The organism is Candidatus Poribacteria bacterium (assembly GCA_026702755.1).
Classification (GTDB): domain Bacteria; phylum Poribacteria; class WGA-4E; order WGA-4E; family WGA-3G; genus WGA-3G.
The window spans coordinates 14,094-35,881 of the sequence record JAPPBX010000068.1 but is presented as its reverse complement, the minus strand read 5'-3'; the positions used below and the strand labels follow the sequence as shown (position 1 = coordinate 35,881).

The window sequence follows — 21,788 nt, the reverse complement described above, 5'->3', positions numbered from 1 at the left end:
CTTCCTACCTCGCACCCGGTGGGGGTAAATATGGAACCTAAGGATGACGTTCGCAAACATATATTAACGGACGAAATTGTTGATCCTAACTGTCTTTTGGAAATTGCCACGGATATGTTCGGATATATCAGTTGTGACGGTAGTTTCCTTGCTTTCAATTTGGCGTGGGAAGAAACTCTCGGATTTACTAAATCGGAACTCCAAAGTCCGAAATGGCATGTGTTTGTACATCCGAAGGAACGGCAAGGCACACTCACCGAAATTGAGAAGGTAAAAACAGGTAAAAGCCATACTGCTACCTTTGAAAGCCGATTTCAATGCAAAGATGAGTCTTACAAGTGGTTAAGATGGCGCATAACAAAAGATCCCAAAAAACAAGGCTGTTACGTCGTCGCAACAGATATCACGCCACGAAAACGACTGGAAGCGAAATTGAAAGAGAGTGAAACCCGCTTTCAGCAATTGGCAGCGAAGCGCGCGCAAGAGGGTGATCTGCTGCATACCCTAATGGAGAATACACCCGACCACATCTACTTCAAGGATCTGGAGAGCCGGTTCATACGAATCAATCGCTCTTTGGCGGAACGGTTCGGTCTAAAGAATCCCGCCGAGGCAGTCAATAAAACGGATTTTGATTTCTTTACCCGTGAACATGCCCAACAGGCGTATCAGGACGAGCAAGATGTCATCGAATCTGGAAAACCAATTGAAGGTATACAGGAAAAAGAGACTTGGCCCAACGAACAAGATACGTGGGTCTCAACGACCAAAGTTCCAATTCGAGATAGAGATGGACGTATAAATGGAACGTGCGGCATTTCACGAGATATAACTGAGTACTATCGCGCACAACAAGCTGTCCGAGATTCGGAAGCAAACTGGCGTTCTCTTGTTGAAAGTGTACCCGACCTCATCTCAACGATGGCCCTTGACTATCGCCTTGAATTTATCAACAGACTCCCCCCTACCCTCGGATTAACACCTCAAGACATCGTCGGAAAAAGCGTCTTTGAATTTCTCGCTGAAGAACATCATAAAGGGTTCAGGGAAGCCTGTGCCCGAGTAATCGAAACTGGCGAAGTTGCAACCTATGAAGTTCAGGGACTGATAAGTGGATATTGGTACGCATCCTGCATCGGTCCAATTCAACAGGATGGAGAATTGGTTGGGTTCGTGATGGCATCAACGAATATCACGGATCGGAAGCGAGCGGAAATTGAATTGCAGCACAGCGAAGAGCGTTTTCGTCGTGCCGTACTGAACGCACCCCTACCTATCATGATTCATGCCGAGGATGGTGAAGTCTTGCAAATTAGCCGGGCGTGGACAGAATTAACCGGGTACACTCTTGAAGATATGCCTACAGTCTCAAAATGGTTGGAGCAGGCGAATCATCAGGAAGCTGAGAAGATCAAAGCACATCTTACCCAATTGTATAGTTCTACGGAGCGTGTAGCAGAGGGCGAGTACGAAATTTTTACCAAGTCTGGCAAAAAACAGATTTGGGAGTTTAGTTCATCGTTGCTTGGTGAACTTCCGGGTCCGAGTAAAAGACACTTGGGTATTAGTATGGCACTCGATATTACAGAGCGAATAAAAACCCAAGAAGTAATGCAACATGCCAAGGAAACCGCTGAATACGCAAGCCGCGCAAAAAGTGACTTCCTCGCAAATATGAGCCACGAGTTGCGGACACCCTTGAATGCAATTATTGGATTCGCTGAGATTCTGCGGGATGAACTCGTCGGGAGTATCAACGCTGAGCAGCGGGAATGTGTCAATGACATCCATATTAGTGGTCAACATCTACTGGAAATGATTAACGACATCCTCGACCTGTCAAAAATCGAGGCTGGAAAAATGGCACTACAACTGGAAATATTCTCTATTGTTGAAGCTGTTGAGGAGGTGAACGCTATTATCACTGCGCTTGCTGTAAAGAAAGATTTGGATCTCACCTTGAACTATAATCGGAACGGTATGATTGAGGCTGATCGGGTTAAAATCAAACAGATCTTCTACAACTTACTCTCCAACGCAGTGAAATTCACACCAGAAGGCGGTAAGGTGGCAACGGAAGTAGAAGTGACCGATACAGAACTACGTGCCCAGGTTATTGATACCGGTATAGGTATCGCTGAAGAAGATCAAGCGAAACTCTTCGCTCCGTTCACACAGATTGATACGTCAAAATCTCGGCGGTATGGCGGAACCGGGCTTGGGTTAGCATTGACACATAGACTCATTGAACTGCATGGCGGCGAAATTAGTGTGAAAAGCGAAGAAGGGAAAGGGAGCAATTTCGCTCTGAAAATCCCCTTACAACACTTAAAAAGCAAAGTCGGTACCGGATCTGATAAGGCAGCATAGAGAAACCGAAGCATCGATATCTGACAGTATATTCCGTTCCACTTTAAAACTGCTGGCTTGAACAGAGGACGACCCGTGAAAACTGAAAACTCACTTCCACTCGAAGAACAGGCAGAAACCCCAAAGCGTATCTTGGTGATTGAAGACCAGGAGTTGAACCGTAAAGTTGTTCGGATTGTCCTGCAATCAAAGGGGTATACGGTGGTGGAGGCGACTGACGCTGTGGAAGCGATCGCCAGTTTAGAAAAAGCAATCCCGCAACTCATTCTTATGGATATTGCTTTACCCGGACAAAGCGGTGAAGATTTAACGAGACGGATTAAAGCGAATCTGGCGTGGGTACATATACCGATTATTGCCCTAACAGCTGCAGCGATGTCCGGCGACAGAGAACGTATCCTCAAGGCAGGCTGCGACGATTATCTTAGCAAACCTATTGATATTAAGGTTCTGGTGGAGCGTGTAGAAACTCACATCAAAGGACAGAAACATGAACACGGAAGCAACTCCTGAACCGCAAGAAGCCGCGAAGATCCTTGTTGTTGATGATGAACCGAGAAATGTCAGAATTCTCCAAATTCAACTCAACGCACGGGGATACACAGTCTATACAGCCGCTGACGGACTTCAAGCTCTTGAGGTCGTCAAGGAAGAGATGCCGGATCTCATCTTGTTGGACATTAATATGCCGAAAATGGATGGGTTTGAAGTTGTCAAACAGGTCCGAGCGAATGAAGCAACCGAATTTATCCCGATTGTAATGATAACCGCGCTGCGCGATACACGCGAAAATCGAATCAAGTCTATTGAAGCAGGTGCCGATGACTTTATTGAAAAGCCTTTTGATAGTTTAGAGGTACTCGCGCGGGTTCGTTCACTCTTACGAATCAAGCACTACCAAGATACCCTCGCAAAATACAACGCCCGTTTGCAAGAAGAACTCCAAATGGCACGCAGCATTCAGGAGATCCTGATCCCTCAGGATGGCGTGCAAGAATTATCAGGGTTTCGTGTCGCTTCCCACTGTTGTCCTGAGATGGCAGTCGGCGGCGATTTTTTTGATGTCTGGGAAATTGCCCCGAACCGACTCGGTGTTTTTATCTCTGATGTTATGGGGCACGGTGTTTCAGCTGCTTTTGTAACGGTTTTCATTAAAACAATTTTGGCGGAATTTCAACAACAAATCGCGAATAATCCAGGACACCTGCTTGAGATACTGAATACTCGTTTTAACGATCTCATTAGTTCAAGGCTGTTTATGTTTGCTACCGCCTTTTGCGGTATCATTGACCTTGATAAAGGCGAACTCGTCTGTGCAAATGCCGGACATTCATTTCCATTTTTGTACAATGCAGAGAAAAAAACATACCATCCTGTCGGTGACAAAAATACAGGAAATGGGCTGGGCATTTGGCGAGATTCGGTGTATGAAACGACGCATTATCCATTTGACCCGTTAGGTAGAATGTTTCTCTATACCGACGGTGTTTACGAAGCCAAAAATCCGAAAGGTGAGGAATTTACTGTAGATCGACTTGGACAATTGGTCAGCGCGTGGAGGGAGCAATCCGCAGCAGAACTCATCGCCGGTGTCTCCGAGGCTATTGACACCTTCACCGATAACTGCCCAAAAGATGACGACCTAACGCTTATTGCTATTGAAGTTTCAGGGGGGGATTAAATTTTAATATCGCTCGGTTTCGGAAAGTGAAAAACGACTCGCACATCCGTTCCACCTGCCTCGTTCGGTTGCATTTCATGCATATCCGAGAGAGATTTCACGATAAAAATACCGTGTCCCCTCTCATTGCTTGGGGAACGATTCGTTTCAATCTCTAAAAGTCTTTCATCCGTCAGCCAACTCTTTTTTCCCGCCTGCCGTGTACCGGTATCTTTTACTAAAATTTCGAGGGCGTGTGTATCAATACCGATATGCAATTTAACGCTATCTGTAGGATCCACCGAGCCATGATGGACTGCGTTGCTACAGATTTCATCAAGCACAAGTTGGATGTCTGCCACACGTTTCCTTGAAAATCCGAGGCTCCGCGCGAGGTTCCCAACAAATGCGCGAACAGGTTCTATGTAAAAGACAGCACTCGGAATCTGAAGTTGAATATCTGCTTGCGCCATGTGTTAAAATCTGTTTTGTTTAAAATGCAGCGAGGGCACTGTTTTCTGACTCATAGATTTCAACGACACTGGAGGCACCGATAAGATTAAAGGTACGCGTCAAGTTGTCCGCAAGCGCGCAAATCTTAAGGTCACCACCGTTTTGGCGAAGTCGTTTCGCAACACCCACCAACGCACCTACAGCCGTACTGTTGATATGACTCACCTGACTCAGGTTGACAACGACTTTCTCGACTTTCTCTGCTAAGAGCCCCTCAAGCACCTTCCGTAAATCAGATGCTGCGTAACTACTCAAGTCTGTTTTTATTTCAATTATTTTTATACCGGATTCTTCCCGGAGGTTCATTAATTTTGTTGAATCCATAGCAAGCACCTCCAAATAAATTAATTAGGACTTTAAGAACCGTTTTTAAATTCTATCTTAACTCAACAAAAAAATCAAACAAAATTCTGCACCTGAATCGCAAATTATATGAGGAGTTTTCCAAAACAGAATATCCTTTCGGGACTCAAATCGCAGGAATAAAAAATTGTTGTTGCTTTTCTTTATATATTTGTGATATACTATTAGGTAACCGATTTGAAAGTGCCAAAAGCACTTTGAATATAAGGAGGAACTGGCGGATTAACGCCGTTGCGCGTTTTTAAATGGACCAGGTATCTTAATGAACAACGAACAGGCAAATACAAATGTCTCCACTGTTAATGTGGAAGAAGAAAAACAGTCAACTGAAGGCTCAGTTGAAGTGAATCAGGAAGTAGCGAGCGAGACAGAAGCAGAGGCAACTTTGGCAACCGACGCAGACGTTGAACAGCATGAAGAAGTCACAGACAGCGAGATGGAAGGGGCCGCTGATGACACCAATTCTGAAGATGCAACGCTTACCAATGAAAATGCCTCCGAGACGGCGATAGAAGTTGCTCATACGGACACTGATTCTGAGCAAGCCGACCAAACTGCACCAGAAGAAACGGTAGAAATAACTGATAGCGAGGCTGATGAAGATGAAGCAGCATCGCCGACTGATGAAACCATTTCTGAGGAAGCAGCGGCAGTGCCGGAAGAACCATCGGAGCCGATGAGCCCAGAATCCCTTGAAGAAGCGTATGATAATTCGATCAAAGCGTTTACAGATGGCGAAATTGTTAAAGGGGTCGTCGTAGATGTCAACCGTGATGAAGTCATGATCGATATCGGCTTTAAATCGGAAGGCTATATCCCGGCATCAGAATTTGACGTTGGACAAGGCGATTTACCTGCTGTACAGGCAGGCGATGAAATTGATGTCTATATCGTCCGGCGTGAGGATTCAGAAGGGCAAATAGTCCTTTCGAAGAAGATTGCCGATCAGACACTTATTTGGGATGAGATAGCGACTGCGCATGAGAGCGGTACACCTGTGAAGGGCCGTATCACCGAGCGGATTAAAGGCGGATTAAGGGTAAATGTCGGTTCACTGCGAGGCTTTTTACCGGCTTCACAAGTTGAGTTGCGTCCCATCCAGAACCTTGAGCAGTATGTAGGACAGACGCTTGACATGAAGGTTATCAGCCTCAGCAAGCGACGGCATAACATCGTCTTATCGCGGCGGGCATGGTTGGAAACCGAACTTCTCCAAAAGCGCTCAGAGGTACTCAATACACTTGAAGTCGATCAACTCATAACCGGCGTAGTGAAAAATATCACTGCCTTCGGTGCTTTTGTTGACCTCGGTGGTGTTGATGGGTTACTTCATAAGACGGATATGGCATGGAAGCGAATCCATCATCCCTCTGATGTCGTTTCCGTTGGCGAAGAAATTGAAGTCCAAGTTATCGGCATCAACCAAGAGAACGAGAAAATCTCTCTCGGCTTGAAACAGAAGACACCGGATCCATGGGCGGACATTGAAGGGAAATATCCTGTCGGTGCCACCGTCCGAGGTGCTGTTGTCAATATTGTCAACTATGGGGCGTTCTTACAACTCGAAGAGGGTGTCGAAGGCTTGATTCATGTCTCTGAGATGGCGTGGACTCGCCGTAACGTCGCACCGTCGCGAATCGTCAATAAGGGTGATGAAATTGAAGCTGTTGTGCTTGAAATCTCGAGAGAAGACAAACGGATTTCGCTCGGACTGAAGCAGCTGCAACAAAATCCTTGGGAACTCTTGGCGGAAAGATCACCCGTCGGTAGCAAGATCACTGGACGTATCCGAAACTTAACGAGTTTTGGCGCGTTTGTTGAAATCGAACCAGGGATTGACGGTTTAATTCATACCTCAGATCTCTCGTGGACCAAACGGGGGGCTGCAGCCAACGAGGCGCTTAAGGAAGGTAGTGAGATTGAAGTCGTCGTGCTCCAAATTGATGCCTCTGAACGTCGAGTCTCATTAGGGCTTAAGCAGACACAGCCTGACCCTTGGGAAGAAGTCCCCGAAAAGTACAAGGTTGGTTCTGTCGTTCGAGGCACAGTTGTCAATCTCACCAGTTTTGGAGCGTTCACCAAACTTGAGGAAGGCATTGAAGGCTTAATCCACATTTCTGAACTCGCAGACCGGCGAATCGAAAAGCCGGAGGAAATCGTCTCTGTAGGCGATGAGTTAGACTTAAAAGTCATTAACTTGTCTCCAAAAGATCGACGGATCGGACTGAGCTTGAAAGCACTCCTTGCCGAACAGGAACGCGCCGCGGCACCTGAAGAGGAGCGGCCAGCAAGACCGCGAACCGAACGCCCATCTCGTCCACGACGCGAACGCGAACCACGACGACAAGCAACCGCACATGAAGAGACTGTCACTACATTGGGTGCTTTGCTCAAAGAGGAAATGGGTAAGTCGAACGCGGAGACCGCCGAGAACGTTGAGAGTGTAAAAAACTCTGAGAGCGTCGAAAATGCAGAAAGCTCTGCGGAGGTTGAGAGTGCAGAGACTTCCAAAAGCGTTGAGGATGCAGAAAATTCCGAGAACCCTGAGAGTGTAGAGAACTCTGAACAATAATGTTTCTTGTATCTTCGTTCCAGATCAACTCTAAACTTTCGGAACAGAGGCAGAGATACAAAACGAAAACCTCGCCACAGGGTGTGTCTACGTTTGAAATGTAGGGGCGCGTTTTTGCGCGCCCGTTTTCGTTATCTCACATATCCGGGTGGGCGGCATGTTCATCCATTCTCTCTTTCATGGAAACCTTGATTTACAAACAGAATAAAAATAGATACGTAGATTGGGAGACGCTGAATTGAGCAAAAATTTTTTGTTTACGTCCGAATCTGTCACTGAAGGGCATCCAGACAAAATCGCAGACCAGATCTCCGACGCGGTGCTTGATACCATATTCAGAACCGACCCGATGGGTAGGGTCGCTTGTGAAACATTGGTCACAACTGGGCTTGCTATCATTACCGGTGAAATCACAACGACTGCAAATTACGATGCACAACAAATCGCGCGGAAGGTAATAGCCGATATCGGTTACACCGATATTGAATACGGTTTTGATGCTGAACGCAGTGCTGTACTGAGTGTTATTGATAAGCAATCACCTGATATTGCAATGGGTGTAAATCCGGGAGGCGCGGGCGACCAAGGATTAATGTTTGGATACGCATGCACCGAAACGCCAGAATTGATGCCGCTACCGATTACCCTCGCCCATCAACTAACACGGCGTTTGGCAAAAGTTCGCAAAGATCATACCCTTCCCTTTATCCGACCGGATGGAAAATCTCAGGTAACCGTTGAATATGTTGACAGTAAACCCAAGGCTGTCACCGCAGTTGTTATTGCCTCACAACATAACCCAGATGTTGCGGATACCGAACTGCGCGAAGCAATTATTGAAGAGGTTATCAAAAAAATTATTCCCGAGGATCTCCAAAGTCCAGACATTAAATATCATATTAATCCAACTGGGCGTTTTGTGACCGGTGGCCCCCAAGGTGATGCTGGGTTAACAGGACGAAAAATTATTGTTGATACTTATGGTGGGATGGGACGGCACGGCGGTGGGGCACTCTCTGGGAAAGATCCAACCAAAGTAGACCGAAGTGCAACTTATGCTGCACGACACGCTGCTAAAAACCTTGTTGCCGCCGGACTCGCGGAGCGGTGTGAAATTCAAATCTCCTATGCAATTGGTAGAAAAGACCCCCTCTCTGTTATGGTTGATACGTTTGGGACTGGGGATGACGAAGCACTCACCGAGCTTGTCAACACATACTTTGATCTAACACCCGCGGGTATTATAGAACGCCTCAAACTACGTCAACCTATCTATCAGAATACTGCCGCGTATGGACATTTTGGGCGCGAGGAACCCGGTTTCACGTGGGAAGAAACCGATTACGTCGAAAAACTCCGGTAGTTGAAAAAACTGAAAACACCAGTGAATAAAAAGGAAATTGATGAACTACGATATTAAAGCAACAGAGCTCGCATCGGATGGCAAACAACGGATTGACTGGGCAAACCGATTTATGCCCGTATTAGATTCTATCCGCGTACGGTTTCAAAAAGAACGTCCATTGGATGGGTTAAAGGTAGCCGCGTGTCTGCATGTCACGACTGAAACCGCAAACTTGATGAAAACACTAAAGGCGGGTGGTGCGGAAGCGGTTGTCTGTGCGTCAAACCCGCTTAGCACACAGGATGATGTCGCTGCATCTCTCGTTGTTGACGAACAGATCGGGGTCTTTGCGATTAACGGAGAAGATACAGACACCTACTACAAGCACATTGATGCCACTCTTGATTTGCAACCGACGATTACTATGGATGACGGTGCCGACCTCGTCTCAAGACTCCATTCTGAAGAGACAAATCCAGCTTTAGTTGAACAAGTCGTGGCAGGAACGGAAGAAACAACAACTGGTGTCATCCGACTCAAAAGTATGGCAAATGAAGGCGTACTGAAATATCCGATTATTGCTGTGAACGACGCACGGACGAAACACTTTTTTGATAACCGATACGGAACCGGACAAAGCACATTGGACGGTATTATCAGAGCAACTAATCTACTCATCGCAGGAACAACGGTTGTCGTCGCGGGCTATGGATGGTGTGGTAGGGGCGTTGCTAACCGAGCACGCGGCTTAGGCGCGAACGTTATTGTGACAGAGGTCACCGCCTTGAAAGCGTTGGAAGCCGTAATGGATGGATTTCGAGTTATGCCCATGCAGAAGGCAGCGCAGGAAGCTGATCTGTTTGTGACGCTCACGGGAGATATCCATGTCCTCCGTCAGGAGCATTTTGAAGTGATGAAGGATGGTGCTATTATCGCGAATTCCGGGCACTTCAACGTTGAAATTGATATTCCTGCGCTTGAAAAATTGAGCGTCGATAAAGGAAACGCACGCCCCTACGTAGACATGTACACCCTCGAAGACGGTAGGAAACTCTATCTTGTCGGTGAAGGCAGGTTAGTAAATCTTGCTGCTGCTGAAGGCCATCCAGCAAGTGTCATGGACATGAGTTTCGCGAATCAGGCACTTTCTCTTGAATATATCGCCCAAAACCGTGATAACCTTGAAAATCGGGTGTATGATGTCCCCGAATCCATTGATGAGACCGTGGCAGAGTTGAAGCTGCAGGCGTTCGGTGTTGAAATTGACACGCTCACTGCAGAGCAGGAGAAGTATCTCAACTCGTGGGAAATGGGAACTTAACACCATTCTTCTACCAATTATCCCATATATCCTCTTCGATATCATCCCTGTGTGAGGGAACTTTATGAAGAAATCAGAGATTGTAGAAGGAGTGATATTACTCCTATCAGCAGTGCTATTGTTAGTAATCATGGTGCCTTCTGACGTGCTACAACTCTCGCCGACGTTGGTAAAAGTACTGAGTTATTTATTAGTTATCGTGCTCGGCGTAATTTTTGTTCGTCGTCTACGACGGGTTATCCGCGCGTTTCGCGAAAATAAGAATAAACCTGGCCCTTTTTTATTTTAATTTGTGCTATTTGTTTCGCAGTCACGACTACGCAATTACTAGATCAAGAATTGGAGTGATCCAACGGGTTGAACTTGTGAAAAAGGCGAACACCCATGAAAGAGCGGAATACATACGTCGAATACAGTCATTCTGAAATAGATACACAGCCGGATGAGACCAAGTGGAATCGCTTTGATGCCCTAACGGATGCGGACATTGATACTGCTGTAGTGTCTGACGCGGACGACCCCAAAACGGATGCAACCTTCTGGAAAGATGCAACCGTGGTAATGCCAGAAAATATTGTTGCTATTGATCCGGACCTGTTAGAGTGGTTTAAGACACAGGCACCTGACTATGAAACACAGATTAACACAGTCCTTCGGGAATACATTGAGGCAAACGCCGACAGTTAGCCAATCTTCTATCCAGAGGCATGATGAGGGGAAACGAAGAGCGTTGATAATTCGAGGCATGTCGTAAAAGGGTTCACAATATGGGAGTTTTGGTCGTTGGCACAGTGACTTTAGATACAGTAGAAACGCCAAGCGAACGGGTTGAGGACGTGCTTGGGGGTTCTGGGGTCTATGCTGCTGTCGCCGCGAGTTTTTTTAACGGGACTGTCCAACTAGTTGGCGTTATTGGTGCCGATTTTCCACGCACCTACACGGATTTCCTCGAAACCCAAGGCATTGATCTCCAAGGTCTAAAGCGGGTTGATAACGGCAAATCATTCCGATGGGGTGGTCGTTATACCGAAGACTTTAACGTGCGAGATACACTTTTTACAGAATTAAATGTCGTTGCCGATTTCCAGCCTGTTTTGCCTGAAGCTTACAAAGATGCCCCCTATCTTTTTTTGGCAAATAGCTCACCAGTATTACATTTGAGCATCATTGAACAAGCGACGAATCCAAAACTTATTGTCTGTGATACGATGGACTTTTGGATTAACGAGGAGCGAGAAGCGTTAGAAGCACTCTTAGCACGCGTGGATATTCTCATCTTGAACGATAGCGAGGCACTCCTGTTCACTGGCGATTCCAATTTAATGCGAGCGGCGCAGGCAATTTTACGCTACGGTCCGAAACGGGTGATCATCAAGAAGGGGGAACATGGCGCAATCAGCGTCACGGAATCATCTTTTTTTACTGCTCCGGCATACCCACTCACACAAGTAACGGATCCTACAGGAGCAGGCGATAGTTTCGCTGGTGGGATGATGGGGTACCTCGCCTCTATTGGAGATACGTCTGAAGAAACGGTACGCGGTGCTATGGTATATGGAGCGGTTGTCGCCTCTTTTAATATTGAAGATTTCAGCATCAATCGACAGAAAGATGTGCAATTTTCCGAAATCTCATCCCGTTATCTTGAACTTCAAGAGGCTGTCCGTTTCTAATGTAAACTGTGAATCGCCCTACCGTACGCTGCTTCAGCAGATTCCATCACCATTTCTGAAAGAGTCGGATGCGCGTGAATAGTGTGTGCTATATCTTCAGCAGAAGCCCCTAAACGCACTGCGACTGCTGCTTCATGAATGAGGGTTGATGCCTGCGCACCCACGATGTGAACCCCCAGAATATCCCCACTCTCAACATCGGAAACAGTTTTAACAAACCCATCCGTTTCACCTAATCCCAATGCCTTCCCGTTTGCAGCGTATGGGAATCGTCCTATCTTTACTTCATAACCCTCATCTGTTGCCTCTTTTTCTGTCATACCGACATGTCCAATTTCCGGTAAGGTAAAAACACACCACGGAACAACCTGATAATCCATCTCAACACGCTCACCGAGGCAATTCTGTGCCGCAATCTTTCCCTCTGCTGATGCGACATGTGCCAACAGGTACCGACTCGCGACATCTCCAACCGCATAGATGCCCGGAACATTCGTCTGCATCTGGGCATCCACAACGATTTTCCCATCCGCGGTATGGACACCAACCGCTTCCAATCCTATGTTCTCTGTATTGTAGCGTCTCCCAATCGAGACGAGCATCTTTTCTGCCGCAAGTTCTTCGCCAGATTCAAGCACGGCAGTGACACCTGCTTCCGATTTTTTGACGTGGGTAAGTTTCGCACCGGTGTGGATCGTGATACCTTTTCGCTTCATAAAGAGTTGGATATGGCGAATAACTTGGATGTCTTCAGTTGCTAAAATTGTCGGAAGGAGTTCCAGCACGGTCACCTGACATCCGAGAGCACTAAAAATGGAAGCGAACTCACAACCTGAAACCCCACCGCCAACAATCAAAAGACTTTCAGGAAGTTCTGTAAGGTTGAGAATCCCTGTCGTCGTCAAAACCTGTTCCTCGTCAATGTCAAAAACCGGTGGCTCCGCAGGTTCAGAACCCGTAGCAATGATAATATTTCTCGCGTGCAATTGTTCGGTTGTACCATCAAACTTGCTGACGACAATGCTATTTCTGTCAGTAAGTGTCGCTGTTCCATTGAAGGTATCAACCCCGTTTGCCTTCAGTAGTTGTGCAATACCTCCTGTCAATTGCTTGATGACTGAGGCTTTGTGATCTAATACCTGCGCGTAGTCAATTGTTGCTTCACCACCGATATGTATACCGAAGGCAGATGCTTCCTGAACCTGTGTCGCAAGGTTAGCAACCGCAAAAAGCGTTTTTGTTGGGATGCACCCTCGGTTCAGACAGGTCCCACCCCACTCCCCTTTTTCTATCAGGCAGACGCTGCCACCGAGTTGCGCCGCTTTAATAGCTGCGACGTACCCCCCTGGGCCCCCACCGATAATTCCAACATCATACATAGACATGATTGCTCCTGTTTTGTAAGATGAATTGAATTTTATCACAAAGGTCGGAGGGCTGTCAAACTCAAATTCCCAGTGAGTAGTGCTCTGCCCGCTGCTGGCGAGGATTGTATCCTCGCCTTCTCACAAGTGTAAGTAGTGCTCTGCCCGCTGCTGGCGAGGATTGTATCCTCGCCTTAAAATAAAAAAGGCGATTGCGTTCCAGCTTACAACTGGTATCCACAATCGCCGCTACCTTTGAAGTATGATTATTTCCAAGGGAGTGCCTCCAAAAATAGTTATTCTGATAGACCGAGCCTTTGTCCCGCTTGTGTCAGTTTCAGCGTTACCCGTTTCACCAGTTGGCTGACGCGCGCTTCAGAAAGTTTCAACGCCTCAGCAATTTCGTGATTCTGCTGATTCTCACGAAGGCAGGCGAAAACCTCGCGTTCACGCGCGGTCAACGTTTGTAGGAGTTCCGGTAAGGTCTCCTGAAAGCTGATGTTTTGCACGAGTTCATCCTCAAATTCGGAGTTCAAGTCTGAAACCTCGTGCAACCATCCCACTGCCTGATCGGCTTCAGCATCCACATCTCCGTGCAAATTCCACCCTTCATCAACATGCGGCAGTTCACGCCTGCTGTGTAAGAGTTCCTTCTCTTTTGCGTTCTTCAAAATTCCACAGATTTGTGGGCGGATGAAGGTACCGAAACTCGCGCCACTCTGATGTGTCGAATTGAACCCAGGTCCCTTTTCGACGAGGACAATGGAGGCAATCTGCAGCAAATCATCCCGGATATCAGGGCACCGCGGGGTGGCATACGCCATACAGTTAGCACACCAATTCAAGTCCGGCAGCAACCGTTTTACCGTTTCGTCATCAGGCTGGAAAACCCCATGATGCTTATAACGTGGACATTTTATGCCCTTCAACTGACATCTCAATTTCATGAATGTGCCCTCCGTCAAAACAAGTCCTTAACTTGTGATGTGCTATCTTGACAGCAGGCACTTATCGTGCCGCTATCAAAAAATCCATTGACCGTTTATCTATTTTATAATTTTTAACGGGAAAAATCAATGTGAATTTCAAAATCTTTCAAAATAGTTTCTTTGCCTCAATCGTTGGTGAGTGCCGAAATCGCAACATCCTCGCTCTCAAAATGTTCAAAAATATTCACCAGCCGACTTAGGACGAGGAAACTCTTAATGTGTCGCCCAACATTGATAATACCGATACGACTTTTCATCTGTGCCGCGATAATATGCACATTTACCAACATGCCGAGCCCCGAGCTATCTATCTTGTGAACGTGCTCGAAATTGATGAGAAAGCAGGGCGTATCGGAAGCGTCTAATAACTCTAACGCGAGTTGCTCTCGCAATTCCGATACCGCAGGACCGACAATTTTACCGTGGGGTTCCAAAATCGGAATACCATCTTTCAGACGCGTCATCATTTTCATGGGTTTCTCCTTTATTATTGTTTTGGGAGCCGGTCAACCGTAAAATATACCTTCAGTTTTTCTCATAGACGGGACATAAGATTTTGCATAATGATACAGGCAAATATCCAGTATATTACTTATAAGGATCAAACTGAAAAAGTTAATAGTAAATGGTAAATTTTTTACATTTTTATTAGAAAAAAGATTGAAAGCTTCTTTTGTCACAACTGCCCACTCTCTCAAGAGAGGAGGAATACACCGTAGGTTTCGCTCGGAACTGATCTGCAAGGTGTTGCGCGAATTCCTCCGGCGACATTTTAGAACGCCTTTGATACGTTTGAGGCGGTTCCTCTTGCGTTAATCGTCCGGTAGAACCCTTCTGTGCCTTGCGCTTGCGTTCGCCTGCCTGTTGAATCCGTTTTCGTAGACGATCCATTGTCTTTTTGCAACAGAGACACGTTTTTTTTGGGGATCTTACGGCTGGAGTCGTCTCTACAGGGGGGCGTTGTTTCCAGATGCGTACTGGGGACGACTCTGTCGCAAACAGGAGAAAGCAGACAAGGATACTAACCCCTGCAAGTCGTGCCAATCGGTAAAGAAACTGAGGCGTTTTCATCTTAACGCGCCTCCTGTTTTTGGAGAAGGTCTTCCACCTGTCTACCAACTTCTGGATCAACGGCTTTCAATCTGCGAACGCCTTCTTTGGGACCGTAGCGACTCAGCATCTCTATAGCTTGATTGAACCGTGCGGGAGAAAAGCGTTGACGCAGTTGGGTTTTAAAGCTTTCCTCAGAAGGTAATCCAAGGGATGTGTCTGTCGCACTACTCACCAATTCTCTCTGACTTGGAGAGAGTTGTCGATTCAATTCAGCTTCAATTTCTGCATCTGTCATCTCTAAGAAACGATCCAACGGGATCCCCATAGCCTCTTGAAAAAACTTCTGCATCTCTTCCCACTCAGCGGGGTCAGACGTTTTGAATTCTGTCAGCGACTCCTTCCACGAATCAACCTCTTCTTCCGTAATGATGGGTTGAGGATATTCTTGTGGGAGTTCTGGCGGTGTCCGAACTGTGGCATCCGCCTGCTGCTGAGCAGATGTTTCTTTCCCGTTCGCATCCACATAAACATCGTTGTATTCTATAGCGAACCGTAAATCTTCATGTTCGGGCGGTGGCGGTGTTTCCCAAGGGGGCGTGTTCTCTAACAGATTCACATACGCCTCAATCTCTTGATGAAGATCTGGGTCGGTCGCTCCACCCCTTGAACCGGCGTACTCTATCTCAACTGTTCCGTCGGGGTGATGGATCCTTTTTTTATAGATTGTCAGCATATTCGGGTAGACTTTTGTGTATTCCCCGGTGAGATCGTTTTTTTCTAAGCCTACGATGTCAGGATCCGTCTCTTTTAACGCAGCAAAAACACGTGCCATCTCACGAGTTTCCGCCCCATGACTTTCCAGCACGGCGCGCCGGTTTTCGAGGATAGAGAGAAACGCTTCTTTTGCACCAATGGACATGTCTTCGGAGGCTTTGACTTCTTCTATAGCAGCGATAACATTTTCAAGTTCTTCTTGCCGCTTTTGTTGGCGTTCATAAACGACTTCATGATTTTCTGTCTCCGCATGTGCTTCTAAGCCGATGTCTGGATTCTCAAGCAGGAGTCCCTCGATATGCGCGACAAAACGCTCGTATTCCGCTTGTGGCAGCAAGGGACCCTGTTGCGCCCTGAAAAGTTTTTCTAATGCGAAAGTGTTATCAAGATATACTGTTTTTTCTTCGGGAGTTAATCTGCCCGAAAGTGCATATAGCTTATTGAGATGCCCCTGTGCTTCTTGGCGGATGTTTGAACCTGCCGGAGTTGGCCTTGAAATTGATGCATCCCTGGGGCTTTCTGCTTCTCGGTGGACGTTTTGATCCTTCGCCGAAAAGACGAAAAAAGCACCAACAATGGCGGCAATGCACAATAAGGCAATCATCGTAACTCTTAACATAATGCTGTTCTCCTTGAAATTGATACCACTCCCTATCTATTCTGGTCATTATTGTATTTGTTTCCTCTATATTTGGATTCGTTATATTGTAGTGAGCATGCTACAAGTAAAAACTCGTAGCATGCCAGTTAAATAACTATCGGCAGAGGTAGACTACTCTGATTCAGGAGTGCTAAACACAAATTTATAGAGTGTTTTTAGACCCCACCAAATGCCCTGTATTACGAAGGCAGTTAGCATCCATAAAACACCCCTAAATACGATAACAAACAAAAGTGGTCTTGAACTCAGCTTTGAGTCGCCTGTTATCCAATAAGGAAGCCACAAACACATCGCTGCTATACCGTAGTTTAACAGCCATTTCATAATACGTTTAAACATAGAATACCTCGGGGAATCGCCTCAAAACACTTGACATCTGTCGATGCCATCAGGTCTGGGTTGGCGATATTACCTACGTCCGTCTCAAGGGACACTTCATCTATGTCGCTCTGCTCATAGATGTCTTCGAGCGTATGATAATATGACTGCTAAAAGAATCTCAGCGGATAGCATCCAGACACGACAGAGCAGCGCAACGCGCGTTGCCTGTGAGGCAGACATGCAAGGAGAGACTGCTGGCGGTGTCGGTTTTGCGTATGTATTGACAGAGGGTTCATTCTTTACTCAATGCGATAATCAATTCTCCCAATAACCCCATCGCAGCAAGCAGTAGTCCCGTGAGGATGCAGAGTCCGCCCGCAATCCCGAATGTTGTGCCGTGGCGTTCAATGATGGGGAAAAAGTATAAAGCCTCCCGTCCGGCAAGAAGGACGAAGCCCGTGAAAGCAAAGAGACTGCCAATGCCTGCGAAGAAGTGCATCGGGCGTTTTTTGTATCTCGTTAAAAACAGCACCGTAAGTAAGTCAAAAAAGCCTTTTGGTATCCGCTTGAATCCGTATTTTGACTTCCCAAACCGCCGGGGATGGTGCTTGACTTTTACCTCACCGACAGAAAAACCCTCCGCACTCACCCAGATGGGGATGTACTGATTTAAGTCTCCGTAGAGGTTTAGTTTCTTGGCAACCTCCGCACGGTATGCTTTGAATCCACTATTGATGTCATGGAGTTTGATACCTGTAAGCAGAGAGGTGACGCGGTTGAAGATAAAAGAGATGAAACGTTTTTCAAGTGGATCTTTGCGTGGGTATTTCCACCCAGAGACAACATCGTAACCCCCGTTATGAAGTGTCTCTAACAACTTGGGGATCTCGTTAGGGTCATCTTGGAGGTCAGCATCCATGGTGATCACGATGTCGCCAATGGCTTTCTGAAAACCGGCAGTTAGTGCTTCCGCTTTGCCTCGGTTGCTCTTGAAGTCGATCACATGAACACATAGGAGCGATTCAGAGGCAAGTTTGTTTAGAACTTTTGCGGTTGCATCGGTGCTGCCATCATTGATAAAAATGACTTCTGCGCTATATCCGTGCGTTTTTATGGTCGCTTGTATGTTTGCGAGCAGCGTCGGCAGGGACTTGGCTTCATTATAGGCTGGAATAACAAACGAAAGCATAGTTAAGGGGCTTCTTTACGTGGAATCCGGTATATCCAAACGTGTTCAATACTGTTTAGGGTTATCATGTGTTCTAATTGTCCGCCCCGCGTTCCTTCCTGCGGTACCCGTTTAACTTGTGAATCGCGGATGTAGACGACTTCATAATTTGGTTTAAGTCCTATACTTCTACCTGTACTATAGCTGTATCCTTGGAAGTAGTACCACATAAACTCTGCAGCCAACGGTGATACTTCTACGAAAAGATCCTGTGCTTCTGGTTTGTTATTAAGATATTTTGCGGCGATATCCAAGCCAGAGGCATCACCGACGGTGATAATTCTTGTAATGTCCGTTGTTTTCCAGCAGAGATTATAGTAGGTGCCGTAATACGGATGGCGTGCGAGAACAGGAAATACCTGAATACAAAAGAATCCGATACAGGCAATAACAGTGAGTGTTTCTTTGTATGTGGCGATTTTGTCGTTCCGAAAACGTGTACGAAGTGCCGTGTAACTCCATTTGAGTCCCTCTACTAACCCGATAGCTGCAAGTATCTCCAACATCGGGAAAACAGGCAACAGATAACGGTTGAACTTTTTGCTTGTGGCAGAGAGGCAGATAGTAAAAAGCAGTATCCCAGCAACAAAGGCGATTCCTGTTTTGAAATGTGTGGATGTCTCCGCTGACTCTTTCCGGTGTTTCCAAAGTAGGATACATCCAAGAATCGCAAGTGGCAGCATCAACGGTGTGCTCTTGATGGTCAGCACGAAGGGGTAGAAGAGCCAACCAGGGTCGTTGATAACCTTCCCTAAAAAGAAGTGTTCCACTTCGTGTGGTGTTGTGACAGCCCAAGTTATGCTCTCAAGGACACTCGATATCTTCGGGATTGCTTGCACATAGGTAAGGAGTAGTCCTGCTACTGCTATCCCTACGATCCAAATTGAACAACGTTCCTTTTCCATGCCACGGAATACGGCAAAGGTGAGTCCGAAAAGCCCTAATCCTGTGATTCCAAAACTGGGGGTCCAGAAAACGGGCCAAAGGCCAAGGACGGTGAGAGCAGCACAATTGAGAAAACAGATCCCTTCTGCAAGAGATGTCCAAAAGTTTCCAGTCTGTTTCTCCCAAAATAGAAACAAACATAGCAGTATCCATGGCAACAGAATCAGGGTGTGACTTTTGGAAAGTAGCGCGAGCCCAAAGGCGACCCCCGAAAAAACAAGATAGCGATGGCTGTGCCGATTTTGACAATAAAGCAGGAACAGTAACACCAGTAACAGAATAAAGACGGTGGCAAGTGCATCAGTCATGACTCTCCGGGTCTGTGCTAAAAAGAAAGGCGAATAGGCAAGACAGACAAAACTAGTGAATGCTATCCACTGCCCGAAGAGTCGATAAAGTAAAAGACATGCAATACCAATGCCTATCCATACAATAATTCCGATAAACCATCGTGCAAAGACAAGGTCTTTAACATCTAAATGTGGTGGATCCGTAAAAAAGGTACGGGGTCCCGCAAGCCACATCGTTGTTACACCTGGGTGATAAGCGATGCCGGTTTCGGAGAATTCTCCGTTTTTGACAGCAGACATGAACTGCGCACTTTGACGAAGCCACATTGCTTCATCACTGGACCAGTGCGCGTCTAAAGAGAATAACCGAGGCAAGCATGCAAGAGTGAAGAAGCACACACCTAAAAAAAGGAGGGCAACCTTTCGTACACGAGGCTGCGTTTCGTCTTGGAAAAACTCCATATTTAGGAATTATTTAGGGCGGTAGAGTGTGTAACCACGCTTTAGTGGTATAGCCTCATAATCCTCTTCAAGATTTGGAGGCGGTGTAACACTCTTAGGCAACATTGGAAGTTTTCTCGTTATCTCTAACATAATCTTGTGTTCTTCGGTTGGATACAGGAGGTAATATGCTTCGGCAGCTGCGAGAGCGTCTGCATAAGTCAAACCAAGTATAGAGCCAACCTTGCCCCGCCGTCCCTTCAGCCAATTTTCAGGATTCATATAAATACGTTCGAGTGTTTCCCTTGCTCTTACATACTCCTCAGCCATGGGTTCCGGTGATTCAAAATTCTCTGTTGTGTCATCGTTTTGTAGTTCTTCTAATTCTGCGAGTGGTACCTCAATTGGAACTCTCATTTCTTCGACTGTTAGTTCTGGCATATCCGTGTGTGGATGCACGTGTTCACTCTCAGCGTGGGAGTTGTCAGGTACGGTTTCAGAAAGCACAGAATCTACATCGGTGATATTGCTGTTTCCTGATTCTGTGTTTTCGGTATTAGTGTTAACGGATAGTGTGGAGGTAGGACGTACTTTTGGAAGATTTTCCACAAAACGTTTGTTACTATACTCTAAGTACAACATCCAAGCGGAGCCAAGAACGATTAAAAATAGAGCAGTGAAAATGACTCTTTTCATAAGGTTTCTCCTTATTGAAGAAACCAACACCTATAGCGTTTACAGGTAGTAGGTATTGGTTTCTCCAAAGAAATTCATGAGGAAATAGCACAACCAAGGCACATCCCCGCCTCTTCAAAGCCAATAACTCTCTTAAAAGTAATGTGGGGCAATCCGTCATCATGACCTGCCAATGTAAAATACCAGTTGTCGAGACGCTCTGCGTAAGGGACGCCACACTCGGTGCACTTAATTTCTATCATCTCAAACATAATTGTCACATAAAAGTGTGCATCACCCTCGGCTTCAGTCACTTGAACGAATGGTGCAGCTGTCATAAATCCGACGGCGAGGATAGAAATAATGGTAACCATTTGAAGTGTTGAGAATTTCATTCTGAAATCTCCTTATTTTTCGTGGATTGCTTTTGGAATGCAAACGGTAAGGCGTGTTGCGTTCTTGGCAATCCATTGTTGTATAAGATGCTAACCTAAAAGTCTCGCAAAATAGAGTATTTTTTGATACAATTAGGCTAACGCTGTCATAGTCCAGTTATGGCAGTGCCGCGCCGGTGGGTAGTGGTTATACCCTCGGCGCACCTCTGAAAACAGAGGAGACTACCAAGTACGAAAGATATTATAGAAAAAATGCGAAAAAAAGTCAAGTTTTTTTCTATTCATGTTCTATTGATGTTTTTGTCTTTTCATATCTTAACGTGCTTGGCGATTTTTCCTATGAGCCGCTCTCGTAACAGGTTCACAAATAAAGTAGCAGTGTCATAGTCCAGTTATGGCAGGTGTCTCCCTGTTGATGGGTGTTTTCAGCACCACCAATCTGTAAATCCTGCTTTAGACAATCATCAAAGCACGTGCCCGTCTTCAATAATCCCCTTCTCCTCCAAAGCAGCAAGCGCATTCTCAGCAAATCCGGGTGGGATACGGAGTTTCCGGCTGAGATGCGTTGGGTCGAGCAGTCCGCCGTATGAGAGGTGAAGCCAGACGAGAATCTCGTTGCGGGTTAAATCCTCCCGCTTGGCAACGGGCACAAATCGCCACATCTTTTCCGTTCCGTCGAGTGTATTGGTGATGATATGAAGGTAGAGCAAAACCTCCTCCTTATTGAGGTTATGCTGTACCGCCGTCTGGACAAAAGCAGGAATATCCAGATCATACCGAAACCGCAAAAGTTCACGCGGATTGAATCGGTCAACAGATGACATAAAAAAATAAA

General features: G+C 46.3%; 20 protein-coding genes. 8 read left to right on the top strand and 12 right to left on the bottom strand.

Annotated features, from left to right (window positions below):
- Positions 1–30: 30 nt before the first annotated feature.
- The 3 genes from OXH39_12310 to OXH39_12300 all read left to right on the top strand — a co-directional run bounded on the left by OXH39_12310 (position 31) and on the right by OXH39_12300 (position 4,051).
- Positions 31–2,370, top strand: coding sequence for a PAS domain S-box protein (locus OXH39_12310; GenBank protein ID MCY3551234.1), 2,340 nt, complete (start codon positions 31–33; stop codon positions 2,368–2,370).
- Positions 2,371–2,445: 75 nt separating this feature from the next.
- On the top strand, positions 2,446–2,883 hold the full coding sequence (locus OXH39_12305) for a response regulator (protein MCY3551233.1): 438 nt from the start codon (positions 2,446–2,448) through the stop codon (positions 2,881–2,883).
- On the top strand, positions 2,861–4,051 hold the full coding sequence (locus tag OXH39_12300; GenBank protein MCY3551232.1) for a response regulator: 1,191 nt from the start codon (positions 2,861–2,863) through the stop codon (positions 4,049–4,051). Before OXH39_12305 ends, OXH39_12300 begins: the two co-directional genes overlap by 23 nt.
- Here OXH39_12300 and OXH39_12295 read toward each other — a convergent pair.
- On the bottom strand, positions 4,048–4,503 hold the full coding sequence (locus OXH39_12295; protein MCY3551231.1) for an ATP-binding protein: 456 nt from the start codon (positions 4,501–4,503) through the stop codon (positions 4,048–4,050). The genes OXH39_12300 and OXH39_12295 overlap by 4 nt on opposite strands.
- A 19-nt stretch (positions 4,504–4,522) precedes the next feature.
- Positions 4,523–4,867: an STAS domain-containing protein gene (locus OXH39_12290; protein MCY3551230.1), complete on the bottom strand. Its 345-nt coding sequence runs from the start codon at positions 4,865–4,867 to the stop codon at positions 4,523–4,525.
- Between the two features lie 301 nt (positions 4,868–5,168).
- Between OXH39_12290 and OXH39_12285 the strand changes: the two genes are divergently transcribed.
- The 5 genes from OXH39_12285 (at position 5,169) to OXH39_12265 (ending at position 11,817) form a co-directional block, all read left to right on the top strand.
- Positions 5,169–7,478 carry a 30S ribosomal protein S1 gene (locus OXH39_12285; GenBank protein ID MCY3551229.1) on the top strand — a complete coding sequence of 770 codons (2,310 nt, stop codon included), beginning with the start codon at positions 5,169–5,171 and terminating at the stop codon, positions 7,476–7,478.
- A gap of 238 nt (positions 7,479–7,716) precedes the next feature.
- A complete protein-coding gene (metK, locus tag OXH39_12280; protein ID MCY3551228.1) occupies positions 7,717–8,841 on the top strand; it encodes a methionine adenosyltransferase in 1,125 nt (374 codons plus the stop codon).
- A 40-nt stretch (positions 8,842–8,881) separates the two neighbouring features.
- Positions 8,882–10,144 carry an adenosylhomocysteinase gene (gene ahcY, locus OXH39_12275; GenBank protein MCY3551227.1) on the top strand — a complete coding sequence of 421 codons (1,263 nt, stop codon included), beginning with the start codon at positions 8,882–8,884 and terminating at the stop codon, positions 10,142–10,144.
- Positions 10,145–10,528: 384 nt separating this feature from the next.
- Positions 10,529–10,831, top strand: a complete 303-nt coding sequence (locus OXH39_12270) for a BrnA antitoxin family protein (protein ID MCY3551226.1) — start codon at positions 10,529–10,531, stop codon at positions 10,829–10,831.
- A gap of 80 nt (positions 10,832–10,911) precedes the next feature.
- Positions 10,912–11,817 (top strand): PfkB family carbohydrate kinase, encoded by a 906-nt coding sequence (locus OXH39_12265; protein MCY3551225.1) that lies wholly within the window; start codon positions 10,912–10,914, stop codon positions 11,815–11,817.
- On the opposite strand, the gene lpdA is transcribed toward OXH39_12265, so the two are convergent.
- The 10 genes from lpdA to OXH39_12215 form a co-directional block, all read right to left on the bottom strand.
- On the bottom strand, positions 11,814–13,202 hold the full coding sequence (gene lpdA, locus OXH39_12260; GenBank protein MCY3551224.1) for a dihydrolipoyl dehydrogenase: 1,389 nt from the start codon (positions 13,200–13,202) through the stop codon (positions 11,814–11,816). The genes OXH39_12265 and lpdA overlap by 4 nt on opposite strands.
- Positions 13,203–13,477: 275 nt before the next feature.
- Complete coding sequence (locus OXH39_12255) at positions 13,478–14,128, bottom strand: sigma-70 family RNA polymerase sigma factor (GenBank protein ID MCY3551223.1); 651 nt, start codon at positions 14,126–14,128, stop codon at positions 13,478–13,480.
- Between the two features lie 167 nt (positions 14,129–14,295).
- Positions 14,296–14,643, bottom strand: a complete 348-nt coding sequence (locus tag OXH39_12250; protein ID MCY3551222.1) for an STAS domain-containing protein — start codon at positions 14,641–14,643, stop codon at positions 14,296–14,298.
- Positions 14,644–14,818: 175 nt separating this feature from the next.
- Positions 14,819–15,241 carry a hypothetical protein gene (locus OXH39_12245; protein ID MCY3551221.1) on the bottom strand — a complete coding sequence of 141 codons (423 nt, stop codon included), beginning with the start codon at positions 15,239–15,241 and terminating at the stop codon, positions 14,819–14,821.
- 1 nt (position 15,242) lies between these two features.
- Positions 15,243–16,616, bottom strand: a complete 1,374-nt coding sequence (locus tag OXH39_12240; GenBank protein MCY3551220.1) for a hypothetical protein — start codon at positions 16,614–16,616, stop codon at positions 15,243–15,245.
- A 655-nt stretch (positions 16,617–17,271) separates the two neighbouring features.
- Positions 17,272–18,168 (bottom strand): glycosyltransferase family 2 protein, encoded by an 897-nt coding sequence (locus tag OXH39_12235; GenBank protein MCY3551219.1) that lies wholly within the window; start codon positions 18,166–18,168, stop codon positions 17,272–17,274.
- A 2-nt stretch (positions 18,169–18,170) separates the two neighbouring features.
- Positions 18,171–19,769, bottom strand: a complete 1,599-nt coding sequence (locus tag OXH39_12230; protein MCY3551218.1) for a glycosyltransferase family 39 protein — start codon at positions 19,767–19,769, stop codon at positions 18,171–18,173.
- A 144-nt stretch (positions 19,770–19,913) separates the two neighbouring features.
- Positions 19,914–20,579: a hypothetical protein gene (locus OXH39_12225; GenBank protein ID MCY3551217.1), complete on the bottom strand. Its 666-nt coding sequence runs from the start codon at positions 20,577–20,579 to the stop codon at positions 19,914–19,916.
- Between the two features lie 74 nt (positions 20,580–20,653).
- A complete protein-coding gene (locus OXH39_12220; protein ID MCY3551216.1) occupies positions 20,654–20,953 on the bottom strand; it encodes a hypothetical protein in 300 nt (99 codons plus the stop codon).
- 464 nt (positions 20,954–21,417) lie between these two features.
- A complete protein-coding gene (locus OXH39_12215; protein ID MCY3551215.1) occupies positions 21,418–21,777 on the bottom strand; it encodes a hypothetical protein in 360 nt (119 codons plus the stop codon).
- Positions 21,778–21,788: the final 11 nt, after the last annotated feature.